Here is a 21,819-nt window from a genome sequence, read left to right as displayed (position 1 = left end):
CCAGTGACGCAAAACCCGGAACTTTACCTGCCTTGCGGCCCTCCACCACAAAGGGAAGCAGCCAATGGAGGCAACGCCGATGAACAGCGAGACAGAACCGGGGGAAGTGCAGGCGCCGCCAGCACCGACCGAGGCATACGACGAAGAACCCGAGGTGCTCCCGGACGACCCTGACATCGAGAGCCTGCCTGGAGAAACCCGGCAGCCGGCCTGAAGGAGCGCTAGCCATGAAATTCGATCGTTTCGCCCAATGGCTGGCCAACCGCAGCGGACGTCCACTGACCTTTGCCGTGGCATTGCTGCTGATCATCCTTTGGGGCGTGAGCGGACCGCTGTTCGATTTCAACGACACTTGGCAACTGGTGATCAACACCTCGACCACCATCATCACCTTCCTCATGGTGTTCCTGATCCAGAACACCCAGAACCGCGACAACGACGAACTGCACATCAAGGTCGACGAACTGCTGCGCACCACCCAGCGGGCGCACAAGGCCCTGCTCGACCTCGAGGACATGGGGCCGGCCGAACTGCATGCGCTGCGCAAGCAGTACCAGCAACTGGGCGAGCACGACCAAGCGGCGCCGGACAACGATGCACCGGCCAAGGACACCCCTGACTGACCCTGGAGGACGGCATGGCCAGACACATCATCCACTACACCGGCCCGATCAATTCCGCGACCTGCGGCAACCTCATCAACACCTGTTCCAAGGCGTTGCAGCAGGGCGCAGAGGTGCTGCAGATCAACATCGCCACCATGGGCGGCGAATGCAGCTACGGTTTCACCCTGTACAACTTCCTGCGTTCACTGCCGGTGCCGGTGCACACCCACAACCTGGGCACGGTCGAATCGATGGGCAACATCCTGTTCCTGGCAGGCAGTCACCGCACCGCCTGCGCCTTCAGCAAGTTCCTGTTCCACCCGTTCCACTGGACCCTGCATGGCTCGGTGGACCATGCACGGATGGCCGAGTACGCCATGAGCCTGGACTATGACCTGCGCCTGTATGCGCAGATCGTCGCCGAGCGCACCGAGGGTGCGAGCGAGCGGCTCGATGTGCCGCGCTACCTGATGGCCTATCCGCGAATCCTGGGGCCCCAGGAAGCGCTCACCTGCGGGATGATCCAGGCCGTGGACGAGCTGCCGATCGAGGCCGATGCCGTACAGTGGAGCGTCCATGCCTGAGCCGTGGCGGCACTGGCCCCGCAGCCGGTCAGGGCAAGTGTCCGAGGGCCAGTTGCAGGCAAGCGTGGTGCATGGGGCGTCTCCTTCATGCTTGGCCTGGCGGATAAGTGCCGTCGGTCAGAACCCTGGCACACCAAATGAGCCGTTGGCCTGCGCCCCTGTTCGTAATTGAGTGCACGGCATCTTCGCGCGGCACGTCCAACCTAGCGTAAAGGAGAAACGTCATGGCTCGTGACCAGGATCAGACCGGACAACGCGGCGGCACCAAGCAGACCAATCCCGGCAACTTCGCCAACGATCGTGAAAGGGCCTCCCGGGCGGGCCAGAAGGGCGGCCGCAACTCAGGCGGCAACTTCGCCAATGACCGCGCCCGCGCCTCCGAGGCCGGTCGCAAAGGTGGCCGCAACAGCCACGGGAACGCCAGCGGTTCGTAACCTTGCGGGCCCTCTCTTGCTGTTGTCGGACATTTTTTGAATTTTCATGGAACAACGTGATCTGTCAGAAAGTCATCCATGGAGAAGAGGAGGGCCTGCGTCAATGCCAAGTCCCCAGTTGTTTACCATCGAATACCTGCTGCATGGTCAGCCACGGCGTTTCATCATCCGCCAGGAACACATGGACAATGCCGAGGCCTGGCATTGGGCGAGTTGCGACGCGGGTTTGGGGATCATTCCGAAGTTCGGACGCGAGCGCATCAAGAAAGTCAGCCGGCCCATGGCCGAACGGCATGGGATCACCGAAGTGCGCTGGCGGGTGTGAGCCGGCGCGGATGGTTGCAGACAATCGTCGATGTGCGCATCAGTGTGAGAGCGGGCCTGGCCCGCTCTCACACTGCCATGCACACTCAGGTGCCTGACTCCGGATCGCTGGCCGGTACCCCAGGACGGTTCTCTTCCTCGGTCAGGTCGGGGTCGGCATCCGGGTCGTCGGCCTGATCGTTGCGTCGGTCTGGCTCGAGTTCCGGCCAGTCGCTCTGCACATCGCCACCGCCCATCCAGTGTTTCGTGCTCATGTCGTCATCCTCTCCTCAGCGTGAAAAAAACGGCCCACGCTCGGGCAGGCCGAACACAGGAGTGGACATCGCCACCCTCATGGATTAGGAGGTTGCAAAGCGCTTGAAGGGTCGATTGCATGCCACTGTGCGCCGACCAGCGGTCGCTCAGTTTCCGGAATATTTCACCGCGGCGGCCGTGCGGGTCGGCACATTGAGGGTCTTGAGCAACGACGACACATGGATGCGCACAGTGAACGGCGAGATGTCCAGTGCCCGGGCGATTTCCTTGTTGGTCTTGCCCTGGGCGATCAGGCGCAGCACGTCCTGCTGGCGGTGGGTGAGCTGTTCCAGCTCGCTGGGGGCATCGAGATGCGGCAACAATCCGCTGGGGGCGTAGTCGACCACCACTTCGCCGTCGCGAATGGCAAGGATGGCGGCGCCGATCGCCTCGGGGCTGACGCTCTTGCCGATGAAGCCATCGACGCCGGCGGCCATGACTTGGCAGATCACCTGCGGGTCGTCGACCATCGATACAACGATCAGCGTGGTGCGCTGCAATTGTCGGCGCAGCTCGGCGAGGCGGCCGATGCAGGTGAGGCCGGGGAAGCGCAGGTCGAGGATCAGGGTGTCGGGCGTCTCGCCCATGGCGGCCAGCCTGAGCACGTCAGCGAGGCTGCCAGCTTCCTCCAGGCGCGCCTCGGGCAGGATGCGCCGTACGGTGTTGACCATGGCCTCCCTGAACAGCGGATGGTCATCCGCCACGATGATGCGGCAACTCACGTCGTGGAACTCCCTGTCAGCCGACACATGCTAATTTAGCAGTCACCTGCGGTTTTTTCCCACGCAGCGTGCCGCAAATGCCGACTGGCGCACAAGGACGTTACCCATGAAGTTCGAGAAGAACAACGAGCTGGACCAGGCCAACCTGCGCATCATCGTCGCCTCTTGTGCGATCACCTACGTGGCGTTGCTGGGTTTCCTGCCGGGCCGCTCGCCCGCCACCTACCTGCCGGTGCTGCTCTACTACGCGGGGTTCGTGGTGGTGTCGATCGGCATGCGCCAGGCGATCAAGCGTTGGCCGGGACACTACCCGGCGCGGCGCATCTTCGGCATGCTGGGCGATTACACCGGCACCAGTTTCGGCCTGGTGGTTGGCGGTGAAACCGCGCTGCCGCTGTATGCAGTGATGGTCTGGATCAACCTGGGCAACGGCATGCGCTTCGGCTCGCGCTACCTGGCCATCGCCACCGTGCTGGCCCTGGCCGCGCTGGTTGTGGTGTGGCAACTGACCCCCTATTGGCAGGAACAGCCGTTCCTGCTGCCGATGCTGCTGACCACCAGCACCCTGATTCCGTTCTATGCCCACCTGCTGCTGGAGCGCACGCGCAAGGCCACAGCCCTGGCCGAGGCGGCGACCCGCGAGAAATCGCGCTTCCTGGCCCAGGCCAGTCACGACCTGCGCCAGCCGATCCACTCCATCGGCCTGTTCACCGCCTGCCTGCGCGAAGCGCGGCTGGGCGAGGAGGAGCGGCGCCTGGTGGACAGCATTGATCGCTCGCTGCTCAACGTTTCGCAGTTGTTCCGTTCGATCCTCGACCTGTACACCCTGGACAACGGCCGGGTGCAGCCCAAGTGGGAAACCTTCGCCGTGGATGGTTTCCTGCGCGAGTTGTTGCGCCAGAACAGCGAGGCGGCGCGCTGGGCCGGGGTCGAGATGCGCCTGGTGCCCAGCCGCCACTGGACACGCGCCGACCCGGGGATGCTCGCGACCATGGTGCAGAACGTGCTGTCCAACAGCTTCAAGTATGCCGCCGGGCGCCCGTTGCTGATCGGCGTGCGGCCACGCGGCGAGGGCCTGGCCATCGTTGTCTGCGACCAGGGCCGGGGCATTGCCGAAGAGCACCAGGGCCGCGTGTTCGAAGAGTTCTATCGGGTGCGCGAGGCGCGTGACAAGGACGTCGAGGGCGTCGGCCTGGGGCTGGCCATCGTCAAGCGCCTGGGGCAACTGATGGGTTTGGCGGTCAGCCTGCGCTCGCGCCAGGGACATGGCACCACGCTGACCTTGCAAGGGCTGCCCAAGGTGCCGGCACAAGTGCCACGGGCCGTTGCCGACCAGGCCGTGCAGGCCGGCATGCTCACCGGTTTGCGGGTGTGCCTGGTGGAGGATGACCATAACGTCCTGCAGGCCACCAGTGCCCTGCTGCAACGCTGGGGGTGCGAGGTGCAGGCCGAGAGCTCGCCCTTTGGCCTGGCCAGTGACTGCGATGTGATCGTTGCCGACTACGACCTCGGCCCGCAGGCCACCGGCATCGACTGCATCGACCAGTTGCGCGCGCAACGCGGCGCCGAAGTGCCGGCGCTGATCATGACGGGCCATGATCTCGACAGGCTGCAGGGCGCCCTGCAGGCACGGGGTATCGCGGTACTGGCCAAGCCGGTGCGCCCGGCGGAGCTGCGTGCGGCGCTGCGGGGTTTGCGTGAGAGCGTGGCGGCGCCGGTCGCCTAGGCCGGCGCCGTCGATCCTCACTGGAAGACCGGCGCCTGGCCTTCTTTCCAGCAGGTGGGGGATGGCGTGTAGATACCCATGCCGGCCACGGCCACCAGCCCGCCGCTGGGCACCTGGCAGTCGTACTGGCCCTTGCTGGTGCTGGCGGTGAAGTAGGTGGTGTTGGAGTCGCTGCGCAGGTTGCTGACCTTGCTCACGGGCACGCCCAAGGTGACCTCGGTGCGTTGCTTGAGGGTGTCGGCACTGGGGCTGGCGGTCTGGCAGCCGGCCACGGCGGCAAGGCCGGCGAGCAGGACGAGGGACTTGAAAGGGAAGGACTTGAGGATCATCGCGTTGCTTCCTTGGCATTGTTCTCGGTACCGCGCCCGCGCCGCCAGGAAGGGGGCTGGCGGTGGGACGCTGGACCGACTATAGCGCTGAGGTGGCGTTGCGCGATGTAGGGCGGATGTGCGAGATGGCATATTGCCTTTATTATGTAAGGCTTCCTTTGTTCGGTCAGCCAACAAAATCGTCCTGGTGGCTTGTGTGCTTGGTGAAGAGCGGCAGGGGAGGACGATTGCGTGAGTTGGGAAATAATAGTCAAATCACATGCAAAGCATATCTTGAACAAAATACAAGGGTTAGGTAATGCATCATCTCGACTCCTATCTGGATAATTTTCTTAATGGGCACTCCGATGTAGTGGTGTTAAAGGGAAATTGGGGGGTAGGTAAGACCTGGTACTGGAATGATTATATAAAGAAGAAAAGGCAAGGTGGAGGTGGACAGGTTGATAAGTATAGCTATGTTTCCCTATATGGGCTTAATTCTATCGAGCAAGTGAGGAGTAAGATCTATCATGGCGCTGAAAGCTGGTCAGGCGAGCAGGACCTGGCCACTGTTCTAAGCAAGGATGAGGAGCACAGTCGCTCGCGCAAGCTTGCGAATTATCTTGAGGGACTATGGCGAGCGAAAGGAGAACAGCATGAGACTGTTCCCGGGCTAAACAAGCTCTCCGCAGCCCTGAATGCGCTCTCTCACTCTCGAATTGAAAACTACCTGATATGTTTCGATGATCTGGAGCGTAAAGGCGAAAAATTAGAGCTCAAGGAACTGATGGGGCTGATTGATGAATTAAATCAGCAGCGCGCATGCAAAATACTTGTAATTTTTAATGAGGGAGCGCTTTCGGAAAAAGATGCAAGGCAATACGAAGAGAACAAGGAAAAGGTAATAGATACCGAATTTTTATATGAGCCAGATATCAAGCATAATCTTGGCCTGGTTTTCAAGCGTGAGGATTTTTGCTTCGACGAGGTGCGTTTTGTTTGCGAAGCTTTTGAACTAAGCAATATTCGGATTCTGAAAAAAATCAAACGTATGCTGGATGCGCATCAAGGTGCGTTTATTGATTGTAAAAAGCAAGTTGTCACAGATTTCGGTCGTCATGCCTCACTGATAACGTGGGCCTATTTTTCTATGGGGGGCAGCCAAGATCTTAAGGATCTGAAGCGAAGGATTCTGAAGGTGCCCCTCACTGCGATCAAGCTGGATCAAGCGGATGAAAAAAACTCTGAAAGTTGTAGAGAACTGTATCGTGCCCTGAGTACTAGTGGGGTACGTGATACAAAATTTCGAGCACCGATTGTCCGTTATTTGGAAAGAGGTACTCCGGAGTTGTCGGAGATAATATCGATCAAAGAGAGTGCTGAGTTGGTAGTCAGTAGTCAAACGGATAGGGATGCTTGGGACAGGGTGTGGCAACTGTATGAAAATTACTTCTCCGACGATGCGGATGAAATCATCTCCTTGCTACAAGGCTTGATGCAAAGTGGCTATCTCATCAATGATAATCTTGGCGAATTTTTGAAGGCGATCCGCTTACTCACCGTGTTGGGGGTTGATATTGATGAATGGGTGGAGAAATTTATTGAACAGAATCGCAGTGAGTTTGAACGAGGCAGTTATGAGGGCTGGAGAGATATAGGTAATGAGCGACTGGTCACGGCTATCGCGACGATGCGATGTGTACCGCAAGTCAAGCGCTGGAGTTTGGATGACATTCTTGAAAATATCATTCGGCATGGAGGGTGGCGTGAGGAAGAGATGAAGGAATTGTGTAACTATACTGCAGATGAGATGTACGCTTGGCTGAAATCGAATGACAGGAATAAGGCGAGAAGGATAAGAAAGGGGCTTGCGGTGTTTGGGCGCTATAAGCAATCCCAGGCGGAGAGGCATGAGGGTGTTGAGCATGTGTTATTGATAACGAAGCAGGCGTTCACCCGATTGGCTGCGGAGAGTCCTCTCAATAATCTGCGTGTCGACGATTTTTACAGTTTTACGGTGACGCCCTTGGACCAGCTTACGTTTTTGGAACAGTAGTCTGTTCTGCACAAATGGGTGAATGCTCTGCAAGAAACCACTCCGGTCGGGAACAAAAAATGATCCCGCCGCAGCGGTCAAATGACGCCGGAAAGGGACTTCAAGTCGCTCGCTTGAGCACCAAGGTCAGAATGTCATAACTGGCCACCAGCTCACCCAACTGGTTGGTCACTTCCACATCCCAGGCCACCACGCCTTGCGCCTGCCCCTGCGGGCTGGTCTTGCCCTGGTCGATCTTGCGCTTGCAGGTCAGGCGCGCCTGGATGGTGTCGCCGATGCCCACCGGGGTGATGAAGCGCAGCGTGTCCAGCCCGTAGTTGGCCAGCACCGGCCCTTCGCCGGGGCTGACGAACAACCCGGCGGCCGCCGACAGCACGAAGTAGCCGTGGGCGATGCGCTTACCGAACTGCGACTGTTTGGCGGCGATCTCGTCGAAGTGCATGTAGAAGTGATCGCCCGACAGGCAGCCGAAGTTGACCAGGTCGGCCTCGGTCACTGTGCGCCGGTGGGTCAGCAGCGACTCGCCGATGCGCAAGTCATCGAAATGGCGGCGGAACGGGTGCACCTCGGTTTCGATCACCTCGGCCCCGCGCACGTACTCGCCGGTCACCGCCATCAGCATGCTCGGCGAGCCTTGCACCGCGGCTCGCTGCAGGTAGTGCTTGACCGCGCGCAGGCCGCCCAGCTCCTCGCCACCGCCGGCACGGCCGGGGCCGCCGTGCTTGAGCTGTGGCAACGGTGAGCCATGCCCGGTGGATTCCTTGGCCGCCTCGCTGTCGAGTACCAGCAGCCGCCCGTGCCAGGCCGCAGCAACCGGGATGGCCTTGGCCGCCACGCCGCGGTCGGCGGTGACCAGGCTCGCCACCAGGCTGCCCTTGCCGCGGGCGGCCAGGGCCAAGGCCTCGTCGAGGTCGTCGTAGGCCATCAGCGTGCTGACCGGGCCGAACGCTTCGATATCATGGGCACCGCCCTCGGCATGCGGGTCGCGGGCCAGCAGCAGGGTCGGGGCGCAGAACGCGCCCTCGGCCACGCCATCGCCGACCGGGGTGAAACCGTCACTGGCGCCCAACAACTGCTCGCAGGTGGCCAGCAACTGGCGCACGCGCTCGGCGACATCACGCTGCTGGTCATGGGAGGCCAGCGCCCCCATGCGCACGCCCTCCACCGAAGGATCGCCCACCACTACCTTGCGCAGCCGTTCGCGCAGGCGAGTGGCCACCGCGTCGATGTGCCTGGCGGGGACGATGGCGCGGCGGATCGCCGTGCATTTCTGCCCGGCCTTGGTGGTCATTTCCCGCGCCACTTCCTTGATGTACAGCTCGAACTCCTCGCTGTCAGGGCTTACGTCCGGGCCAAGGATGGCGCAGTTCAGCGAGTCGGCCTCGGCGGTGAAGGGCACCGAGTTGCGGATCAGGTTCGGGGTGACGCGCAGCTTGGCTGCGGTGTCGGCGGAGCCGGTGAAAGTCACCACGTCCTGCCCCTGCAGGCGCTCGAGCAGGTCACCGGTGCTGCCGATCACCAGTTGCAGGCTGCCGGCCGGCAGCAGGCCCGACTCGTTCATCAGGCGTACCACGGCCTCGGTCAGGTAGCTGGTGGACGTGGCAGGCTTGACGATGCACGGCATGCCGGCCAGGAAGGTCGGGGCGAATTTCTCCAGCATCCCCCAGATCGGGAAGTTGAAGGCGTTGATATGCACGGCCACGCCCGCACGCGGCACCAGGATATGGCTGCCGGCGAAATGGCCTTGCTTGCCCAGGGGGATCGCCGGGCCTTCATGTACCAGGTTGCCCGAGGGCAGCTCGCGCCGGCCCATGCTCGAATAGGCGAACAGCGTGGCGTTGCCGCCTTCGATGTCGATCCAGCTGTCGGCGCGGGTGGCGCCGCTGTGATGGGACAGGGCGTAGAGCTGCTCCTTGCGCTCGGCCAGGTACAGCGCCAGGGCCTTGAGACGGGCGGCGCGCTGCTGGAAATCCATGGCCAGTAGCTGCTTCAGGCCCTGGGCGCGGGCAAAGTCCACGGCCTCGGCGAAGTCCGGGCGTTCCTCGTGGCTGTAGGCCAGAACGTGACCGTCGAGGGCGCTGCGCAGGGCCTGGGCGCCGTGCTGGCCGATCCAGCGGCCGGCGATGAAGCTTTGCAGGGTAGGGGCGGCGGACATGCTGTTCTCCTTTGAAGGGCGCGCTTACCAGAGCGCCAGGGTGTAGCCAATGATCAGGCGGTTTTCGTCCACGGCATTGGTCAGGCCATTGCCGGAACGGAAGGTGACATTGCGCCAGCGCAGACTTACGTCCTTGAGCGGGCCGCTCTGGATCACGTAGGTGATGTCGGTGTCGCGTTCGCGCTCGCGGCCATTGCTGAGCGTGGCGGTTTCGGCGTGGCGGCCGTCGGTGTAGCGGGTCATGAAACTCAGCCCGGGGATGCCCAGCGCCACGAAGTCGTAGTCGTAGCGCAGCTGCCAGGAGTCGAGCCCGGCGCGGGTGAAGGTGTTGTAGGTGACCAGGTTGACGGTGTACGGGTCGCCGCCGTTGAGGAACGGGAAGGCGCTGTCGCCGGACATCTGCTGCCAGGTGGCGGTGAACTTGTGGGCCTTCACGCCCAGGGTGAACATGGCGTTGAAGTTGCGGTTGTCGATCTTGCCCGCGCGCTCGGCGCCGTCGCCGCGGCTGTCGAAGTAGCGCAGGTCGCTGCGCAGGCTGATGCCCTCGGCCAAGGGTTGGGTATGCACAAAACCCACATACTGCTGGCGGTAGATGTCTTCGAGCTTGGCGTAGTAGTAGCTGATGCTGGCCTGCGGGGTGATGGCGTAGCTGCCGCCGCCAAAGTCGAAGTGGTCGCTGCTGGCGGCGCCGTAGCCGATATCATCGCGCCCGGACGAGTCGCGCAGGTTGGCCTTGGTCAGGCGCCCGCCGTTGAAGGTCAGGCCGTCCAGCTCCTGGCTGGTCAGCAGCCCGCCCTGGAAGGTCGAGGCCAGCAGGCGGGTGTCGTTGTACACCACCACCGGCAGGATCGGCTGCAGCGTGCCCAGGCGCAGGGTGCTCCTGGACACGCGCAGCTTGGCGGTCAGGCCCAGCTCGCTGTAGTCATCCACCGGCTCCAGGCTGTTCGGCCCGTAGGGCAGCAGGCCGGTGTTGCGTCGGTCGCGGCTGGAGTCGAGCTTGATGCCCAGCTGGCCCATGGCGTCCACCCCGACACCAACGGCCCCTTCGGTGAAACCCGATTCGAAGCGGGCGGTGAAGCCCTGGCCCCATTCCTCGGCCTTGCTCTGCGGGGCGTTGCCCTGGCGGAAGTCACGGTTGAGGTAGTGGTTGCGCAGTTCGAGGCGGGCGTGACTGTCAGCGATAAAGTCCGCCATGGCCGGCAAGGGCAGGGCGAGGGTGGCCAGCCAGGCGGCTGACTTGAGGTGCGTGCGGTTCATTGTTGGTGTACCCGACATTGTTATTGTTCTTGAGGTCAGTGCTTGCTGGCACCGGCGGCGCCGATACCGGTCATGGAGCGGATGAACTGGGCCAGGTAGCGCCCACGCTCTTCGCGCGCTTGTTCCGAGCCGTCGGTAACCGAGAAGGCCCAGGCCGCGAGGAAGGCCAGCGACATGGAGAACAGCGCCGGGTTGCTGTAGGGGAACAGCGCCCGTTCGTTGTGCAGCACGTTGACCCACACCGCCGGCCCCAGCACCACCAGCACGATCGCCGAGACCAGCCCGGCCAGGCTGCCGCCCACGGCGCCACGGGTGGTCAGGCCCTTCCAGAACATCGAGAGCAGCAGCACCGGGAAGTTGACCGAGGCGGCCACCGCCAACACCAGGCCGGAGAGGAAGGCGATGTTCTGCGACTCGAACAGCAGCCCCAGCAGCACCGCGAACAGGCCTATCCCCAGGGTGGCCAGGCGCGATACGCGCATTTCTTCCTGCTCGCTGGCCTGGCCCTTGCGCACCACGCAGGCGTACAGGTCGTGGGACACCGCCGAGGCGCCGGACAGCGCAAGGCCCGCGACCACGGCGAGGATGGTGGCGAAGGCCACCGCCGAGATGAAACCGAGGAACAGGTTGCCGCCGACCGCCTGGGCCAGGTGCACCGCGACCATGTTGCCGCCGCCGATGATCGCCCCCGTGGCGTCGCGGTAGGACGGCTCGGTACCGACCATGACGATGGCGCCGAAGCCGATGACGATCAGCAGCAGATAGAAGTAGCCGATGAAACCGGTGGCGTAGAACACGCTCTTGCGCGCTTCCTTGGCGTCGCTGACGGTGAAGAAGCGCATGAGGATATGCGGCAGGCCGGCAGTGCCGAACATCATGCCCAGGCCCAGGGAAATGGCGTCCACCGGATTGGACAGCAGCGCGCCCGGCGCCATGATCGCCTGGCCCTTGGCGTGCACGGCCACGGCGCTGGCGAACATCGCCTCGGTGCTGAAGCCGAAATGCCTGAGCACCATGAATGCCATGAAGGTCGTGCCGCAGAGCAGCATCACCGCCTTGATGATCTGCACCCAGGTGGTGGCGAGCATGCCGCCGAAGGTGACGTACAGCACCATCAGCGCACCCACCAGCATCACCGCGTACAGGTAGCTGATGCCGAACAGCAGCTCGATCAGCTTGCCGGCGCCGACCATCTGCGCCACCAGGTACATCAGCGCCACGGCCAGGGTGCCGAAGGCCGAGGTCAGGCGCACCGGAGCCTGGGCCAGGCGGTACGAGACGACGTCGGCGAAGGTGTACTTGCCCAGGTTGCGCAGGCGTTCGGCGATCAGGAACAGGATGATCGGCCAGCCGGCCAGCACGCCCAGGGCATACAGCAGGCCGTCGTAGCCGTTCATGAACATCATCGCCGAGATGCCCAGGAAGGACGCGGCGCTGATCATGTCGCCGGCGATCGCCAGGCCGTTCTGCATGCCGGTGAGGCCGCCGCCGGCGGTGTAGAAGTCGCTGGCCGAGCGGGTGCGCAGGGCGGCCCAGCGAGTCACCAGCAAGGTGAAGCAGACGAACACCAGGAACATCGAGATGGCGGTCCAGTTCATCGCGCGCACTCCTGCTTGACCACTTCGTTGAGCGGGTCGATGACGCGGTTGGCGCGGTGCATGTAGATGCCGGTGAGGGCAAAGGACAGCAGCACCATGAGCACTCCCACCAGCATGCCGACGCTGGTCACGCCGCCGCTGAGGGACTGGCCGAGCACGCCGGGGGCGAAGGCCACCAGCAGGACGAAGCCGTAGTAAGCGGCGAGCATGGTCAGGGTCAGTGAGCCGTTGAGGCGGCGCTTGCGCTTGATCAGTTGCACGAAGGCGGGGTGGTTGCTGATGGTTTCAAGGTGTTCGGGTGTCATGGGAGCGTTCTCTCTGGCTGTTGTAATTGTTTTTTCAGGTCACGCGTGTGTTGCCGAGGGCTTCATCGCTGGCAAGCCAGCGCTTGTGGGAGCTGGCTTGCCAGCGATGAAGGCAATGCGGTCTCAAAGCTGATCGAAGTCGAGCACCACCTTGTCGCTCAACGGGTAGGTCTGGCACGACAGCACATACCCGGCGGCCACTTCGTAGTCTTCCAGGGCATGGTTGCTGTCCATCTCCACCTCGCCCTCGATCACCTTGCACTTGCAGGTCGAGCACACCCCGGCCTTGCACGAGTACGGCAGCTCGGCGCCGATGGCGTTGCCGGCGTCGAGCACGCTGCGGGTGTTGCGCGGCAGGTCGAAGGCCAGGGCGCGGCCATCGCTGATCACGGTCACCTGGCTGACCGCCGAATCCAGCTCGCGGGCCGCTTCACGGGCCTCGCGGCGAGCTTCGCTGCCGGCGGCGGCGAACAGTTCATAGTGGATGCGCGCCTTGTCCATGCCGTTGGCCTGCAGGCTGTCGCGCACGGTTTCGGTCATGGCCTGGGGGCCGCAGATGAAGGCAGCATCGAGAGAGGCCACGTCGAGCCAGCGGGAGAACAGCTGGCCGCACTTGTCGGCATCGATGCGGCCGTTGTACAGGTCGACGTCCTGTTGCTCGCGGCTGAACACGAAAATCAGGTTGAGGCGCTCGAGGTACCGGTTCTTCAGGTCCTCGAGGCGGTCGCGGAACAGCGCGCTGTTGCTGGCGCGGTTGCCGTACAGCAAGGTGAAGCGGCTGTTGGGTTCAGTGGCCAGCGTGGTGGCGACCAGCGACAGGATCGGAGTGATGCCGCTGCCGGCGGCAACGCCCAGGTAGTTGCCCCGGCGCGTCGGTTCCAGCGGCACGAAGAAGCTGCCCGAGGGCGGCATCACTTCGAGCTGCTGGCCGGCCTTGAGCATTTCGTTGGCAAACGCCGAGAAACGACCGCCCGGCACGCGCTTGACGGCGACCCGCAGCTCGTCGTCCTGCACCGCGCTGCAGATCGAGTAGGAGCGGCGCACCTCTTCGTCATCCAGGCGGGTGCGCATGACCAGGTACTGGCCCTGGGTGAAACGGAACTCATCGCGCAGGTGCGCGGGCACGTCGAAGGCGATGGACACCGCGTCCCGGGTCTCCTGGCGCACTTGCTTGATGGTCAGGCTGTGAAACTGGCTCATGGCGTTCTCCACGGCTCAAAGGCATTTGAAATAGTCGAACGGTTCCAGGCAGGCGCGGCAGCGGTACAGGGCCTTGCAGGCGGTGGAACCGAACTGGCTGAGCAGTTCGGTATCGGCGCTGCCGCACTGCGGGCAACACACGCTGGGTGCCGCCCCACGCAGGTTGGCGCGGCCCTCGGGTGGGGCGATACCGTAGGCGCGCAGCCGCTCACGGCCTTGCGCACTGATCCAGTCGGTGCTCCACGCCGGGGTGAGACGACGCTCCAGCGCAGGCTCCGCGAAGCCGGCCTGTTCCAGGGCCTGGCGAATGTCACTCTCGATCACCTCGGTGGCCGGGCAGCCGGAGTAGGTCGGGGTGACCACCAGGTGTAGGTGGCCGGCGCGCCAGTCGAGGTCGCGCACGACACCTAAGTCGACCACGCTGACCACCGGTACTTCCGGGTCCATCACCTCGGCCAGCACCGCCCAGGCCCGGCTCAGGTCGCCGTCGCGCAAGTCCCTGGCGCCCCGGTCGCCAGCGATCAGCTCACCAGGTTGCATCGGGGTAGGCTCGCGGCAGGAACTGCATTTCAGCCAGCAGCAGGCCGAGGTGTTCGGTGTGCAGGCCCTTGCGCCCGTCCAGGTAGAAGTGGCTGGCGGCCTTGGGCAGGGGCAGATCGACCGAGGCGAAGATGGCCGTGACGGTGTTCAGCCAATGCTGGGCGATCTGCGCCGGGTCGGCGCCGATACCGGCTTTGGCCAGCTGGACTTCACCGTCGTTGGCCACGCTCAGTTCGACCGTGAAGCGCCACAAGGCCGGGATGGCTTCGAGCATGCGTCGGCGGCTTTCTTCCGTGCCGCCCCCCAGGCGCTGTACCCATTCGCCGGAGCGGCGCAGGTGATAGGTGACTTCTTTCAGTGCCTTGGCGGCGATGCCGGCGATACGTTCATCGCGCGAGGCGCTGAGCGCTTCAAGCGTGGCGTGGTGCCAAGCGTCGTACAGGAACTGCTTGAGCAGGGTCACGGCGTAGTCGCCGTTGGGTTGCTCGACCAGCAGCAGGTTGCGGTAGGCGCGTTCGTCGCGACGGAACGCCAGGGCATCGGCGTCGCGGCCGTCGTCCAGCAGTTCGGCGGCGTAGTCCAGCCAGTTGCGCGACTGGCCCACCAGGTCGAGGCCGACGTTCATCAGTGCCAGTTCTTCCTCCAGCGCCGGCGCCTTGCCGCACCACTCGCACAGGCGCTGGCCCTGAACCAGGGCGCTGTCGCCGAGCAGCAGCAGGTATTGGATAAGTGCTTGCTTGTGCATGGCGGGCCTCACATGTGTCCGACTTCGGCGGGCAGCTCGTAGAAGCTGGCATGGCGGTAGACCTTGTCGTCCGCCGGGGCGAACAGTGGGTCCTTCTCGTCGGGAGAAGAGGCGGTGATCAGCGCCGAGGGCACCACCCACAGGCTCACGCCTTCGCTGCGGCGGGTGTACAGCTCGCGGGCGTTCTCGATGGCCATGGCGGCGTCGGCGGCGTGCACGCTGCCCACATGCTTGTGGTTCAGGCCGTGCTTGCTGCGCACGAAGACTTCGAACAGGGTCCAGACAGACATCAGGGGTATCTCCGCATCATTCGCCGCTTTAGGCGGCATTCTTGTTCTGTTGCTTGCGCGCATAGGCCACGGCGGCCTCGCGTACCCAGGCACCGTCTTCGATGGCCTTGCGGCGGGTGGCGACGCGCTCCTGGTTGCAGGGGCCATTGCCCTTGAGCACCTCGTAGAACTCATCCCACTGGATCTGGCCGAAGTCGTAATGGCCACGCTCGGCGTTCCACTTGAGCTCAGGGTCGGGAGCGGTGCAGCCGAGCAGTTCCAGCTGCGGCACGGTCTGGTCGATGAAGCGCTGGCGCAGTTCGTCGTTGCTCTGACGCTTGATCTTCCAGGCCATGGACTGGGCGCTGTTGGGCGAGTGTTCGTCGCTGGGGCCGAACATCATCAGCGCCGGCCACCACAGGCGGTCGATGGCGTCCTGGACCATGTCCTTCTGTGCCTGGGTGCCGTGGCGCATCATGGTCAGCAGCAGTTCATAGCCCTGGCGCTGGTGGAAGCTTTCTTCCTTGCAGATGCGCACCATGGCGCGGGAGTAGGGGCCGTAGGAGGTGCGCTGCAGCACCACCTGGTTGACGATCGCCGCGCCGTCCACCAGCCAGCCCACCGCGCCCATGTCGGCCCAGCTCAGGGTCGGGTAGTTGAAGATGCTCGAATACTTGGCCTTGCCGCTGTGCAGCTTGGCGATCTCTTCGTCGCGGTCGGCGCCAAGGGTTTCCATGGCGCTGTACAGGTACAGGCCGTGGCCGGCCTCGTCCTGGATCTTGGCCATCAACTGCAGCTTGCGCTTGAGCGAGGGGGCGCGAGTGACCCAGTTGCCTTCCGGGAGCATGCCGACGATCTCGGAATGGGCGTGCTGGGAAATCTGGCGGATGAGCGTCTGGCGGTAGGCCTCGGGCATCCAGTTCTTGGCTTCGATCTTGATCTCGGCGTCGATCTTCTCCTGGAAGGCGCGCTCTTCGGGCGACATCTCTTCCAGGGTCTTCAGGCGTTTGACGCCGGTTTCTACGAGCTGTGCGTACATGGTCGGGCTCCCGCTGATGGGCTGCTTGGGGCGTGGGTCATTTATAAGCGATACAAAACACAACATCAAACTGTATTTGATGTATCAAATAAGATTTGTGTATCGCTTTGCGGCCAATCGCTGGCAAGCCAGCTCCGGTGCAGCACAGACCTAAGGAATTGCGCGATCGCTGTGGGAGCCGGCTTGCCGGCGAAAGGGGCGCAGGCGCCCCCAGCTTTCTCAAGGCAAAAAAAGCCCCGGATCAGGCCGGGGCTGAACGGAATGCCGATGAGTCAGCTGGCCAGCCGCTTGTCATACACGTGACAGGCCTTGCCCTCTGAACGTTTCAGCGTGCCGCACGGCTGCAGCTGGATCTGCGTGCTGATGCCGATGTAGGTCTTGATCTGCTTCGCCAGTTCACCCACCACCTGCTTGCGCTGGCCCTCGTCGAGGTACTGGCTGTCGCTGCGCAGTTCAACATGCACCTCGACGCTGTCGAGATTGCCATTACGATACAGGTGAATCTCATACAGCTCGGAAAGCTGTTTTATCTTGAGTACCTGCTCCTCGATCTGCGTCGGGAACACATTGACCCCGCGAATGATCAGCATGTCGTCGCTGCGCCCGGTGATCTTGCCGATGCGCCGCATCGGCCGCGCCGTGCCGGGCAGCAGGCGGGTGAGGTCGCGGGTGCGGTAGCGCACCATCGGCAACGCCTCCTTGCTCAGCGAGGTGAATACCAGCTCGCCGAGCTGGCCATCCGGCAGCACCTGGCCTGTGACCGGGTCGATGATCTCGGGGTAGAAATGGTCTTCCCAGATGGTCGGGCCGTCCCTGGTCTCGATGCACTCCATGGCCACGCCCGGGCCCATGATTTCCGACAGCCCGTAGATGTCCAGGGCGTCGATGCCCAGGCGCTGCTCGATGGCGCGGCGCAGTTCATCGGTCCAGGGTTCGGCGCCGAAGATGCCCAGGCGCAGCTTGAGGTCGTGCGGGTCGATGCCCTGGCGCTCGATCTCGTCGGCGAGGTTGAGCATGTACGAGGGGGTAACCATGATGATGTCCGGCTGGAAGTCGCGGATCAGCTGCACCTGTTTCTCGGTCTGGCCGCCGGACATGGGGATCACCGTGCAGCCCAGGCGCTCGGCGCCGTAGTGCGCGCCCAGGCCGCCGGTGAACAGGCCGTAGCCGTAGGAGACATGCACCTTGTCGCCGCGGCGCCCGCCGGCGGCGCGAATCGAGCGCGCCACCACGTTGGCCCAGGTGTCGATGTCGTTCTGGGTGTAGCCGACCACCGTCGGCTTGCCGGTGGTGCCGCTGGAGGCGTGCAGGCGCACCACCTGGTCTTGGGGCACGGCGAACATGCCATAGGGGTAGTTGTCGCGCAGGTCGTTCTTCCCGGTAAAGGGGAAGCGGGCAAGGTCCTCCAGCGATTTCAGGTCGTCGGGATGGGCGCCGCAGGCGTCGAAGCGCTGGCGGTACAGCGGCACATTGGCGTAGGCGTGGTTCAGGCTCCAGCGCAGGCGCTCCAGCTGGTGCTGGCGCAGTGCGTCGAGGCTGGCGGTTTCCATCGGGTCGAGCAGGGCGCGGTCGGCATCGTGGTAGAGATTCATGGTTTCACTCGAGTTGTTCTTGTCGTGGGCCGGGGCCCTGAGTGTCATGGCAGGCAGCATACTGCCCGCGTCGCTTGGCGTCTCTGGCGGCTGATCAGAGGCGTTCGATCACCAGGGCGATGCCCTGGCCGACGCCGATGCACATGGTGCACAGGGCGTAACGGCCGCCGGTCAGCTCCAGCTGGTGCAGGGCGGTGGTGACCAGGCGTGCGCCGCTCATGCCCAGCGGGTGGCCCAGGGCGATGGCGCCGCCGTTGGGATTGACCCGCGGATCGTCGTCGGCCAGGCCCAGCTCGCGCAGCACGGCCAGGCCCTGGGCGGCAAAGGCTTCGTTGAGCTCGATCACGTCCATGTCGGCCAGTGCCAGGCCGGTCAGCTCCAGTACCTTGTGAGTCGCCGGCACCGGGCCGATACCCATGAGGCGTGGCTCGACGCCCGCCACCGCAAGGCCAAGCACCCGGCCACGGGCCTTGAGGCCGTGGCGTTGCGCGGCCTGTGGGCTGGCCAGAAGCAGGGCGCAGGCGCCGTCATTGACGCCCGAGGCATTGCCGGCGGTGACGCTGCCGCCCTCACGGAACGGCGTGCCCAGGCGCGCCAGTTGTTCCAGGGTGGTGTCGCCTCGTGGATGTTCATCGTGCTCGACGCGTTTGGGCGGGCCTTTGCGCTGCGCGATCTCCACCGTGACGATCTCCCGGGCCAGACGACCATTGGCCTGGGCGGCGGCGGCCTTGAGCTGGCTGCGCAGGGCGAAGGCATCCTGGTCTTCGCGGGAGATGTCGAAGCGCTCGGCGACGTTCTCAGCGGTTTCGGGCATCGAATCGATGCCGTATTGCGCCTGCATCGACGGGTTGACGAAGCGCCAGCCGATGGTGGTGTCGAACAGCTGCGCGCTGCGGCCAAAGGCCTGTTCCGACTTGCCCATGACGAAGGGTGCCCGCGACATCGACTCGACGCCGCCGGCCAGCATCAACCCGGCTTCGCCGCAGCGCAGGGCGCGGGCAGCGTTGCCGATGGCGTCCAGGCCCGAGCCGCACAGGCGGTTGATCGTGGTGCCGGGCACCTCGATCGGCAGCCCGGCCAGCAGGCCGGCCATGCGCGCGACGTTGCGGTTGTCTTCGCCGGCCTGGTTGGCGCAGCCGAGGATCACATCGTCCAGCGCCGCCCAGTCCAGCCCGGGATGGCGTGCCATCAGCGCCTTGATCGGCACCGCGGCGAGGTCGTCGGGGCGCACGCTCGACAGGGCGCCGCCGTAGCGGCCGATGGGGGTGCGCACGGCATCGATGATCAGCGCGTGGGGCAGGCTGGCGTCAGTCATTTGAAGTCTCCGGCGACAGCACGGTGCCGCGCACTTTGTAGGATTTGCCGTGGAACAGGGCGATCAGCTCGCCCTGCTGGTTCTCGATGCGCACGTCGTAGTTGCCGGTGCGGCCTTTGCGGCTTTGTTCGCTGGCGCTGGCCTGCAGGCGGTCGCCGAGCCGCGCCGGGGCCACATAGTCGATGCTGCAACCCAGGGCCACGGCTGCTTCATCGTAGCTGTTGCAGGCGAAGGCGAAGGCCGAATCGGCCAGGGCGAACAGGTAGCCGCCATGGCAGGTGCCATGGCCCTGGATCATGTCGGCGCGCACGGTCATGCCCAGGCGGGCGCTGCCGGGGCCGGCTTCGAGCAGCTCGATGCCCAGGCCCTGGCTGGCGGCGTCACGGCCGAACATGGCCTCGGCGCAGGCGCGGGCCAAAGTGTGTGCGGATTGATCAGCCATGCAGGCGACCTCCTTCGGCGTGGGTGCGGCGCAGCAACAGGGACGGGCGGTAACGTTCCTCGCCGTAGCTGCGTTGCAGGTTGTCGAGCACGTTCAGGGTGTAGCCGATGCCCAGGTCGTCGGCCCAGGCCAGCGGCCCGCGCGGGTAGTTGACCCCGGCGCGCATGGCCAGGTCGATGTCACCGGGAGTGCCTACTCCTTGCAGTACGGCGTCGGCGGCTTCGTTGGCGAGCATGGCCACGGTGCGCAGCACCACCAGGCCGGGCAGGTCGGCGACCGGGCAGGCGCTCAGGCCAGCCCGGGCAAGCAGGCCGACGGCCTGGTCCAGGGCCTCGGCGCTGCATTCGGCACCGTGGCTGATGGCCAGGCGCGTGGCGCTGGCGTAGTCCAGGGCCAGGTCCAGCAGCACCAGGTTGCGCAAGCCGTCCTCGCGCGCGCGCTGGCTGGCCAGTCGGCCATCGGACAGCGCCAGGGTGGCACCTCCCACACGGACCAGGCCGGCGCCGGCGCGCTCGGTGACGCCGACACCGTTGGCGCGCAAGCGCTCTACCAGGGGCTGCAGGGCACCCAGGTCGCCTTCAACCGTGCAGCGCTCTACAGGCGTCTGGCTGGTCAATGTCGCGGGCTGTAGCCGTTCGGCACCCTCGGCGTAGCTATAAAAGCCCTGGCCGGTCTTGCGCCCGAGGCGCCCGGCGTCGACCAGCTCTTTCTGCACCAGCGACGGCTGGAAGCGGAAATCGCCATAGAAGGCTTCGAACACCGAGCAGGTCACCGCGTAGTTGACGTCATGACCGATCAGGTCGGTCAGTTCGAAGGCGCCCATGCGAAAGCCCCCGGCATCGCGCAGAAGGGCATCGAGGGTGGCGCAGTCGGCGGCGCCTTCCTGCAGCAGGCGCAGGCTTTCGGCATAGAAGGGCCGGGCCACGCGGTTGACGATAAAGCCCGGCGTCGAACGGGCATGCACCGGTTGCTTGCCCCAGGCACGGGCGGTGTCGTAAAGCGTGGCCGCCAGGCTCGGCGCAGTGGCCAGCCCGGAGACGATCTCCACCAGCGCCATCAAGGGCGCCGGGTTGAAGAAGTGCATGCCAATGACCCGCTCCGGGTGCTTGAGCCCGGCGGCGAGGCTGGTGATCGACAGCGAAGAAGTGTTGCTGGCCAGGATGCAGTCCGTGGCGCACAGGGCTTCAAGCTGACGCAGCAGGTCCTGTTTGACTGGCAGTTGTTCGACGATGGCTTCGATCACCAGATGGGCCTTGGCCAGGGCGTCGAGGCTGTCCACCGGTTGCAGTCGGTCGCGGATCGCGCTGCGGCTGTCAGGCGCAAGCTTGCCTTTTTCCACCTGCCGGCCGAGCAGGCGATCGATGCCTTCGATCGCCTGCTCGGCGGCGCCGGGGCGCGTATCGTAGAGACGCACGGGATGACCGGCCTGGGCCGCCACCTGGGCGATGCCGGCACCCATGGCGCCTGCACCGATTACTGCCACCAGGGCGTCGTTGTCGAGTGCGGCCATGGTCAGCGCCCCTTGAACACAGGTGTGCGTTTGTTCATGAAGGCGCTGACGCCCTCGCGGTAATCCTCGCTGCGCCCGGCCAGGCGCTGGAGGTCGCGCTCCAGTTCCAGCTGTTCATCGAAGCGGTTGTCGAAACTCTGGTTGAGGGCACGCTTGATCAAGGCCAGGCCGTAGGTGGGCTGGGCTGCCAGGTGACGGGCGAGGCCGAGTGCTTCGTCGCGCAGCGCGGCATCGTCCACCACCCGGTGGATCAGCCCCCATTGCTCGGCCTGCTCGGCGCTCAGGCGCTCGCCCAGCAGGGCCAGCGCCTTGGCCCGGGCCATGCCGACCAGTCTGGGCAGCAACCAGGTGCCGCCGGAATCCGGCACCAGGCCAATCTTGCAGAACGCCTGAATGAAGCTCGCCGAGCGTGCCGCCAGCACCAGGTCGCAGGCCAGTGGCAGGTTGGCCCCGGCACCAGCGGCCACGCCGTTGACCGCGCAGATCACCGGCAGCGGTAGGTCGCGCAGGCTGCGCACCAGCGGGTTGTAGAACTGTTCGATGGATTGGCCGAGGTCAGGCAGCTCGGCGCCGGGCGCGACATTGCGGTCGGCCAGGTCCTGGCCTGCGCAGAAGCCACGGCCTTCGCCGGTCAGCAGCAGCACGCGGGCGTGGTCGCTGTGGCGTACCTGCTTCAAGGCCTCGCGCACCTCCAGGTGCATCGCGGTATTGAAGCTGTTGAGCTGCTCGGGCCGGTTGAGCGAGAGGAGGGCGACGCCGTCGTCGCCGATGGAAAACAGGATGTGCTGGAAAGACATGA

22 protein-coding genes and 3 pseudogenes are annotated in these 21,819 nt (G+C 64.4%); 8 read left to right on the top strand and 17 right to left on the bottom strand.

Going from position 1 to position 21,819, the window contains the following annotated elements:
- The first annotated feature begins 79 nt into the window (after nt 1-79).
- The 5 genes from ACZ9C1_RS06090 (at nt 80) to ACZ9C1_RS06070 (ending at nt 1,948) form a co-directional block, all read left to right on the top strand.
- Entirely contained in the window at nt 80-214 is a 135-nt protein-coding gene (locus ACZ9C1_RS06090; RefSeq protein ID WP_457377628.1) for a hypothetical protein, read from the top strand.
- A gap of 13 nt (nt 215-227) precedes the next feature.
- Complete coding sequence (locus ACZ9C1_RS06085; protein WP_476253739.1) at nt 228-623, top strand: low affinity iron permease family protein; 396 nt, start codon at nt 228-230, stop codon at nt 621-623.
- Between the two features lie 14 nt (nt 624-637).
- Complete coding sequence (locus ACZ9C1_RS06080; RefSeq protein ID WP_102682052.1) at nt 638-1,189, top strand: ATP-dependent Clp protease proteolytic subunit; 552 nt, start codon at nt 638-640, stop codon at nt 1,187-1,189.
- Between the two features lie 224 nt (nt 1,190-1,413).
- Nucleotides 1,414-1,623: a con-10 family general stress protein gene (locus tag ACZ9C1_RS06075; RefSeq protein ID WP_102682051.1), complete on the top strand. Its 210-nt coding sequence runs from the start codon at nt 1,414-1,416 to the stop codon at nt 1,621-1,623.
- Between the two features lie 103 nt (nt 1,624-1,726).
- Entirely contained in the window at nt 1,727-1,948 is a 222-nt protein-coding gene (locus tag ACZ9C1_RS06070) for a DUF6555 family protein (protein WP_031316561.1), read from the top strand.
- A gap of 85 nt (nt 1,949-2,033) precedes the next feature.
- Here the strand turns inward: ACZ9C1_RS06070 and ACZ9C1_RS06065 are convergent, their stop codons facing one another.
- Together ACZ9C1_RS06065 and ACZ9C1_RS06060 are read right to left on the bottom strand one after the other, a co-directional pair.
- Nucleotides 2,034-2,201 carry a hypothetical protein gene (locus tag ACZ9C1_RS06065; RefSeq protein WP_158247482.1) on the bottom strand — a complete coding sequence of 56 codons (168 nt, stop codon included), beginning with the start codon at nt 2,199-2,201 and terminating at the stop codon, nt 2,034-2,036.
- 147 nt (nt 2,202-2,348) lie between these two features.
- On the bottom strand, nt 2,349-2,963 hold the full coding sequence (locus ACZ9C1_RS06060; RefSeq protein WP_277504210.1) for a LuxR C-terminal-related transcriptional regulator: 615 nt from the start codon (nt 2,961-2,963) through the stop codon (nt 2,349-2,351).
- A gap of 106 nt (nt 2,964-3,069) precedes the next feature.
- Here ACZ9C1_RS06060 and ACZ9C1_RS06055 point away from each other — a divergent pair, with 106 nt between their 5' ends.
- Nucleotides 3,070-4,689, top strand: coding sequence for an ATP-binding response regulator (locus tag ACZ9C1_RS06055; RefSeq protein ID WP_457377627.1), 1,620 nt, complete (start codon nt 3,070-3,072; stop codon nt 4,687-4,689).
- Between the two features lie 17 nt (nt 4,690-4,706).
- Here ACZ9C1_RS06055 and ACZ9C1_RS06050 read toward each other — a convergent pair whose 3' ends face one another.
- Nucleotides 4,707-5,018 (bottom strand): hypothetical protein, encoded by a 312-nt coding sequence (locus ACZ9C1_RS06050; RefSeq protein ID WP_046855646.1) that lies wholly within the window; start codon nt 5,016-5,018, stop codon nt 4,707-4,709.
- Between the two features lie 298 nt (nt 5,019-5,316).
- Here ACZ9C1_RS06050 and ACZ9C1_RS06045 point away from each other — a divergent pair, with 298 nt between their 5' ends.
- Nucleotides 5,317-7,053, top strand: coding sequence for a P-loop NTPase fold protein (locus ACZ9C1_RS06045; RefSeq protein WP_476253738.1), 1,737 nt, complete (start codon nt 5,317-5,319; stop codon nt 7,051-7,053).
- A gap of 100 nt (nt 7,054-7,153) precedes the next feature.
- Here the strand turns inward: ACZ9C1_RS06045 and paaZ are convergent, their stop codons facing one another.
- The 8 genes and pseudogenes from paaZ to paaB form a co-directional block, all read right to left on the bottom strand.
- Entirely contained in the window at nt 7,154-9,208 is a 2,055-nt protein-coding gene (gene paaZ / locus ACZ9C1_RS06040; protein WP_476253737.1) for a phenylacetic acid degradation bifunctional protein PaaZ, read from the bottom strand.
- Between the two features lie 24 nt (nt 9,209-9,232).
- Nucleotides 9,233-10,465 carry an OprD family porin gene (locus tag ACZ9C1_RS06035; protein WP_476253736.1) on the bottom strand — a complete coding sequence of 411 codons (1,233 nt, stop codon included), beginning with the start codon at nt 10,463-10,465 and terminating at the stop codon, nt 9,233-9,235.
- Nucleotides 10,466-10,500: 35 nt separating this feature from the next.
- Nucleotides 10,501-12,069, bottom strand: a pseudogene (locus tag ACZ9C1_RS06030) (cation acetate symporter); the annotation flags it as partial.
- Nucleotides 12,060-12,368 carry a DUF485 domain-containing protein gene (locus tag ACZ9C1_RS06025; protein ID WP_102682044.1) on the bottom strand — a complete coding sequence of 103 codons (309 nt, stop codon included), beginning with the start codon at nt 12,366-12,368 and terminating at the stop codon, nt 12,060-12,062. The gene ACZ9C1_RS06025 and the pseudogene ACZ9C1_RS06030, both read right to left, overlap by 10 nt.
- Nucleotides 12,369-12,491: 123 nt before the next feature.
- Nucleotides 12,492-13,568 carry a 1,2-phenylacetyl-CoA epoxidase subunit PaaE gene (paaE, locus tag ACZ9C1_RS06020; protein ID WP_277504204.1) on the bottom strand — a complete coding sequence of 359 codons (1,077 nt, stop codon included), beginning with the start codon at nt 13,566-13,568 and terminating at the stop codon, nt 12,492-12,494.
- Nucleotides 13,569-13,583: 15 nt separating this feature from the next.
- Nucleotides 13,584-14,108, bottom strand: a complete 525-nt coding sequence (gene paaD, locus ACZ9C1_RS06015) for a 1,2-phenylacetyl-CoA epoxidase subunit PaaD (RefSeq protein ID WP_102682042.1) — start codon at nt 14,106-14,108, stop codon at nt 13,584-13,586.
- Complete coding sequence (gene paaC, locus ACZ9C1_RS06010; protein WP_277504203.1) at nt 14,095-14,853, bottom strand: 1,2-phenylacetyl-CoA epoxidase subunit PaaC; 759 nt, start codon at nt 14,851-14,853, stop codon at nt 14,095-14,097. The genes paaD and paaC overlap by 14 nt, the downstream gene beginning before the upstream one ends.
- Nucleotides 14,854-14,861: 8 nt before the next feature.
- Nucleotides 14,862-15,143 carry a 1,2-phenylacetyl-CoA epoxidase subunit PaaB gene (gene paaB / locus ACZ9C1_RS06005; RefSeq protein WP_011533969.1) on the bottom strand — a complete coding sequence of 94 codons (282 nt, stop codon included), beginning with the start codon at nt 15,141-15,143 and terminating at the stop codon, nt 14,862-14,864.
- Nucleotides 15,144-15,180: 37 nt separating this feature from the next.
- On the opposite strand from paaB, the pseudogene ACZ9C1_RS06000 reads away from it, so the two are divergent.
- Nucleotides 15,181-15,294: pseudogene (locus tag ACZ9C1_RS06000) on the top strand (hypothetical protein); the annotation flags it as partial.
- Here ACZ9C1_RS06000 and paaA read toward each other — a convergent pair.
- The 6 genes and pseudogenes from paaA to paaG form a co-directional block, all read right to left on the bottom strand.
- Nucleotides 15,277-16,038 (bottom strand): annotated as a pseudogene (gene paaA, locus ACZ9C1_RS05995) (1,2-phenylacetyl-CoA epoxidase subunit PaaA); the annotation flags it as partial. The pseudogenes ACZ9C1_RS06000 and paaA sit on opposite strands and share 18 nt — an antisense overlap.
- A 395-nt stretch (nt 16,039-16,433) precedes the next feature.
- The gene (gene paaK, locus ACZ9C1_RS05990) at nt 16,434-17,753 is read right to left on the bottom strand and encodes a phenylacetate--CoA ligase PaaK (RefSeq protein WP_476253735.1); all 1,320 of its coding nucleotides are present in this window, start codon (nt 17,751-17,753) and stop codon (nt 16,434-16,436) included.
- Nucleotides 17,754-17,847: 94 nt separating this feature from the next.
- Nucleotides 17,848-19,068, bottom strand: coding sequence for a 3-oxoadipyl-CoA thiolase (gene pcaF / locus ACZ9C1_RS05985; RefSeq protein WP_476253734.1), 1,221 nt, complete (start codon nt 19,066-19,068; stop codon nt 17,848-17,850).
- Nucleotides 19,061-19,510 carry a hydroxyphenylacetyl-CoA thioesterase PaaI gene (gene paaI, locus ACZ9C1_RS05980; RefSeq protein WP_110703327.1) on the bottom strand — a complete coding sequence of 150 codons (450 nt, stop codon included), beginning with the start codon at nt 19,508-19,510 and terminating at the stop codon, nt 19,061-19,063. Before paaI ends, pcaF begins: the two co-directional genes overlap by 8 nt.
- Nucleotides 19,503-21,020, bottom strand: a complete 1,518-nt coding sequence (gene paaH / locus ACZ9C1_RS05975) for a 3-hydroxyacyl-CoA dehydrogenase PaaH (RefSeq protein WP_476253733.1) — start codon at nt 21,018-21,020, stop codon at nt 19,503-19,505. Before paaH ends, paaI begins: the two co-directional genes overlap by 8 nt.
- 2 nt (nt 21,021-21,022) lie before the next feature.
- The gene (gene paaG / locus ACZ9C1_RS05970; RefSeq protein ID WP_102682036.1) at nt 21,023-21,817 is read right to left on the bottom strand and encodes a 2-(1,2-epoxy-1,2-dihydrophenyl)acetyl-CoA isomerase PaaG; all 795 of its coding nucleotides are present in this window, start codon (nt 21,815-21,817) and stop codon (nt 21,023-21,025) included.
- Nucleotides 21,818-21,819 lie beyond the last annotated feature (2 nt).

The sequence above is a fragment of the Pseudomonas sp. TE21435 genome, from assembly GCF_056279265.1.
Note: the sequence above shows the minus strand (reverse complement) of the source record. Positions and strands in the feature narration are given on the sequence as shown.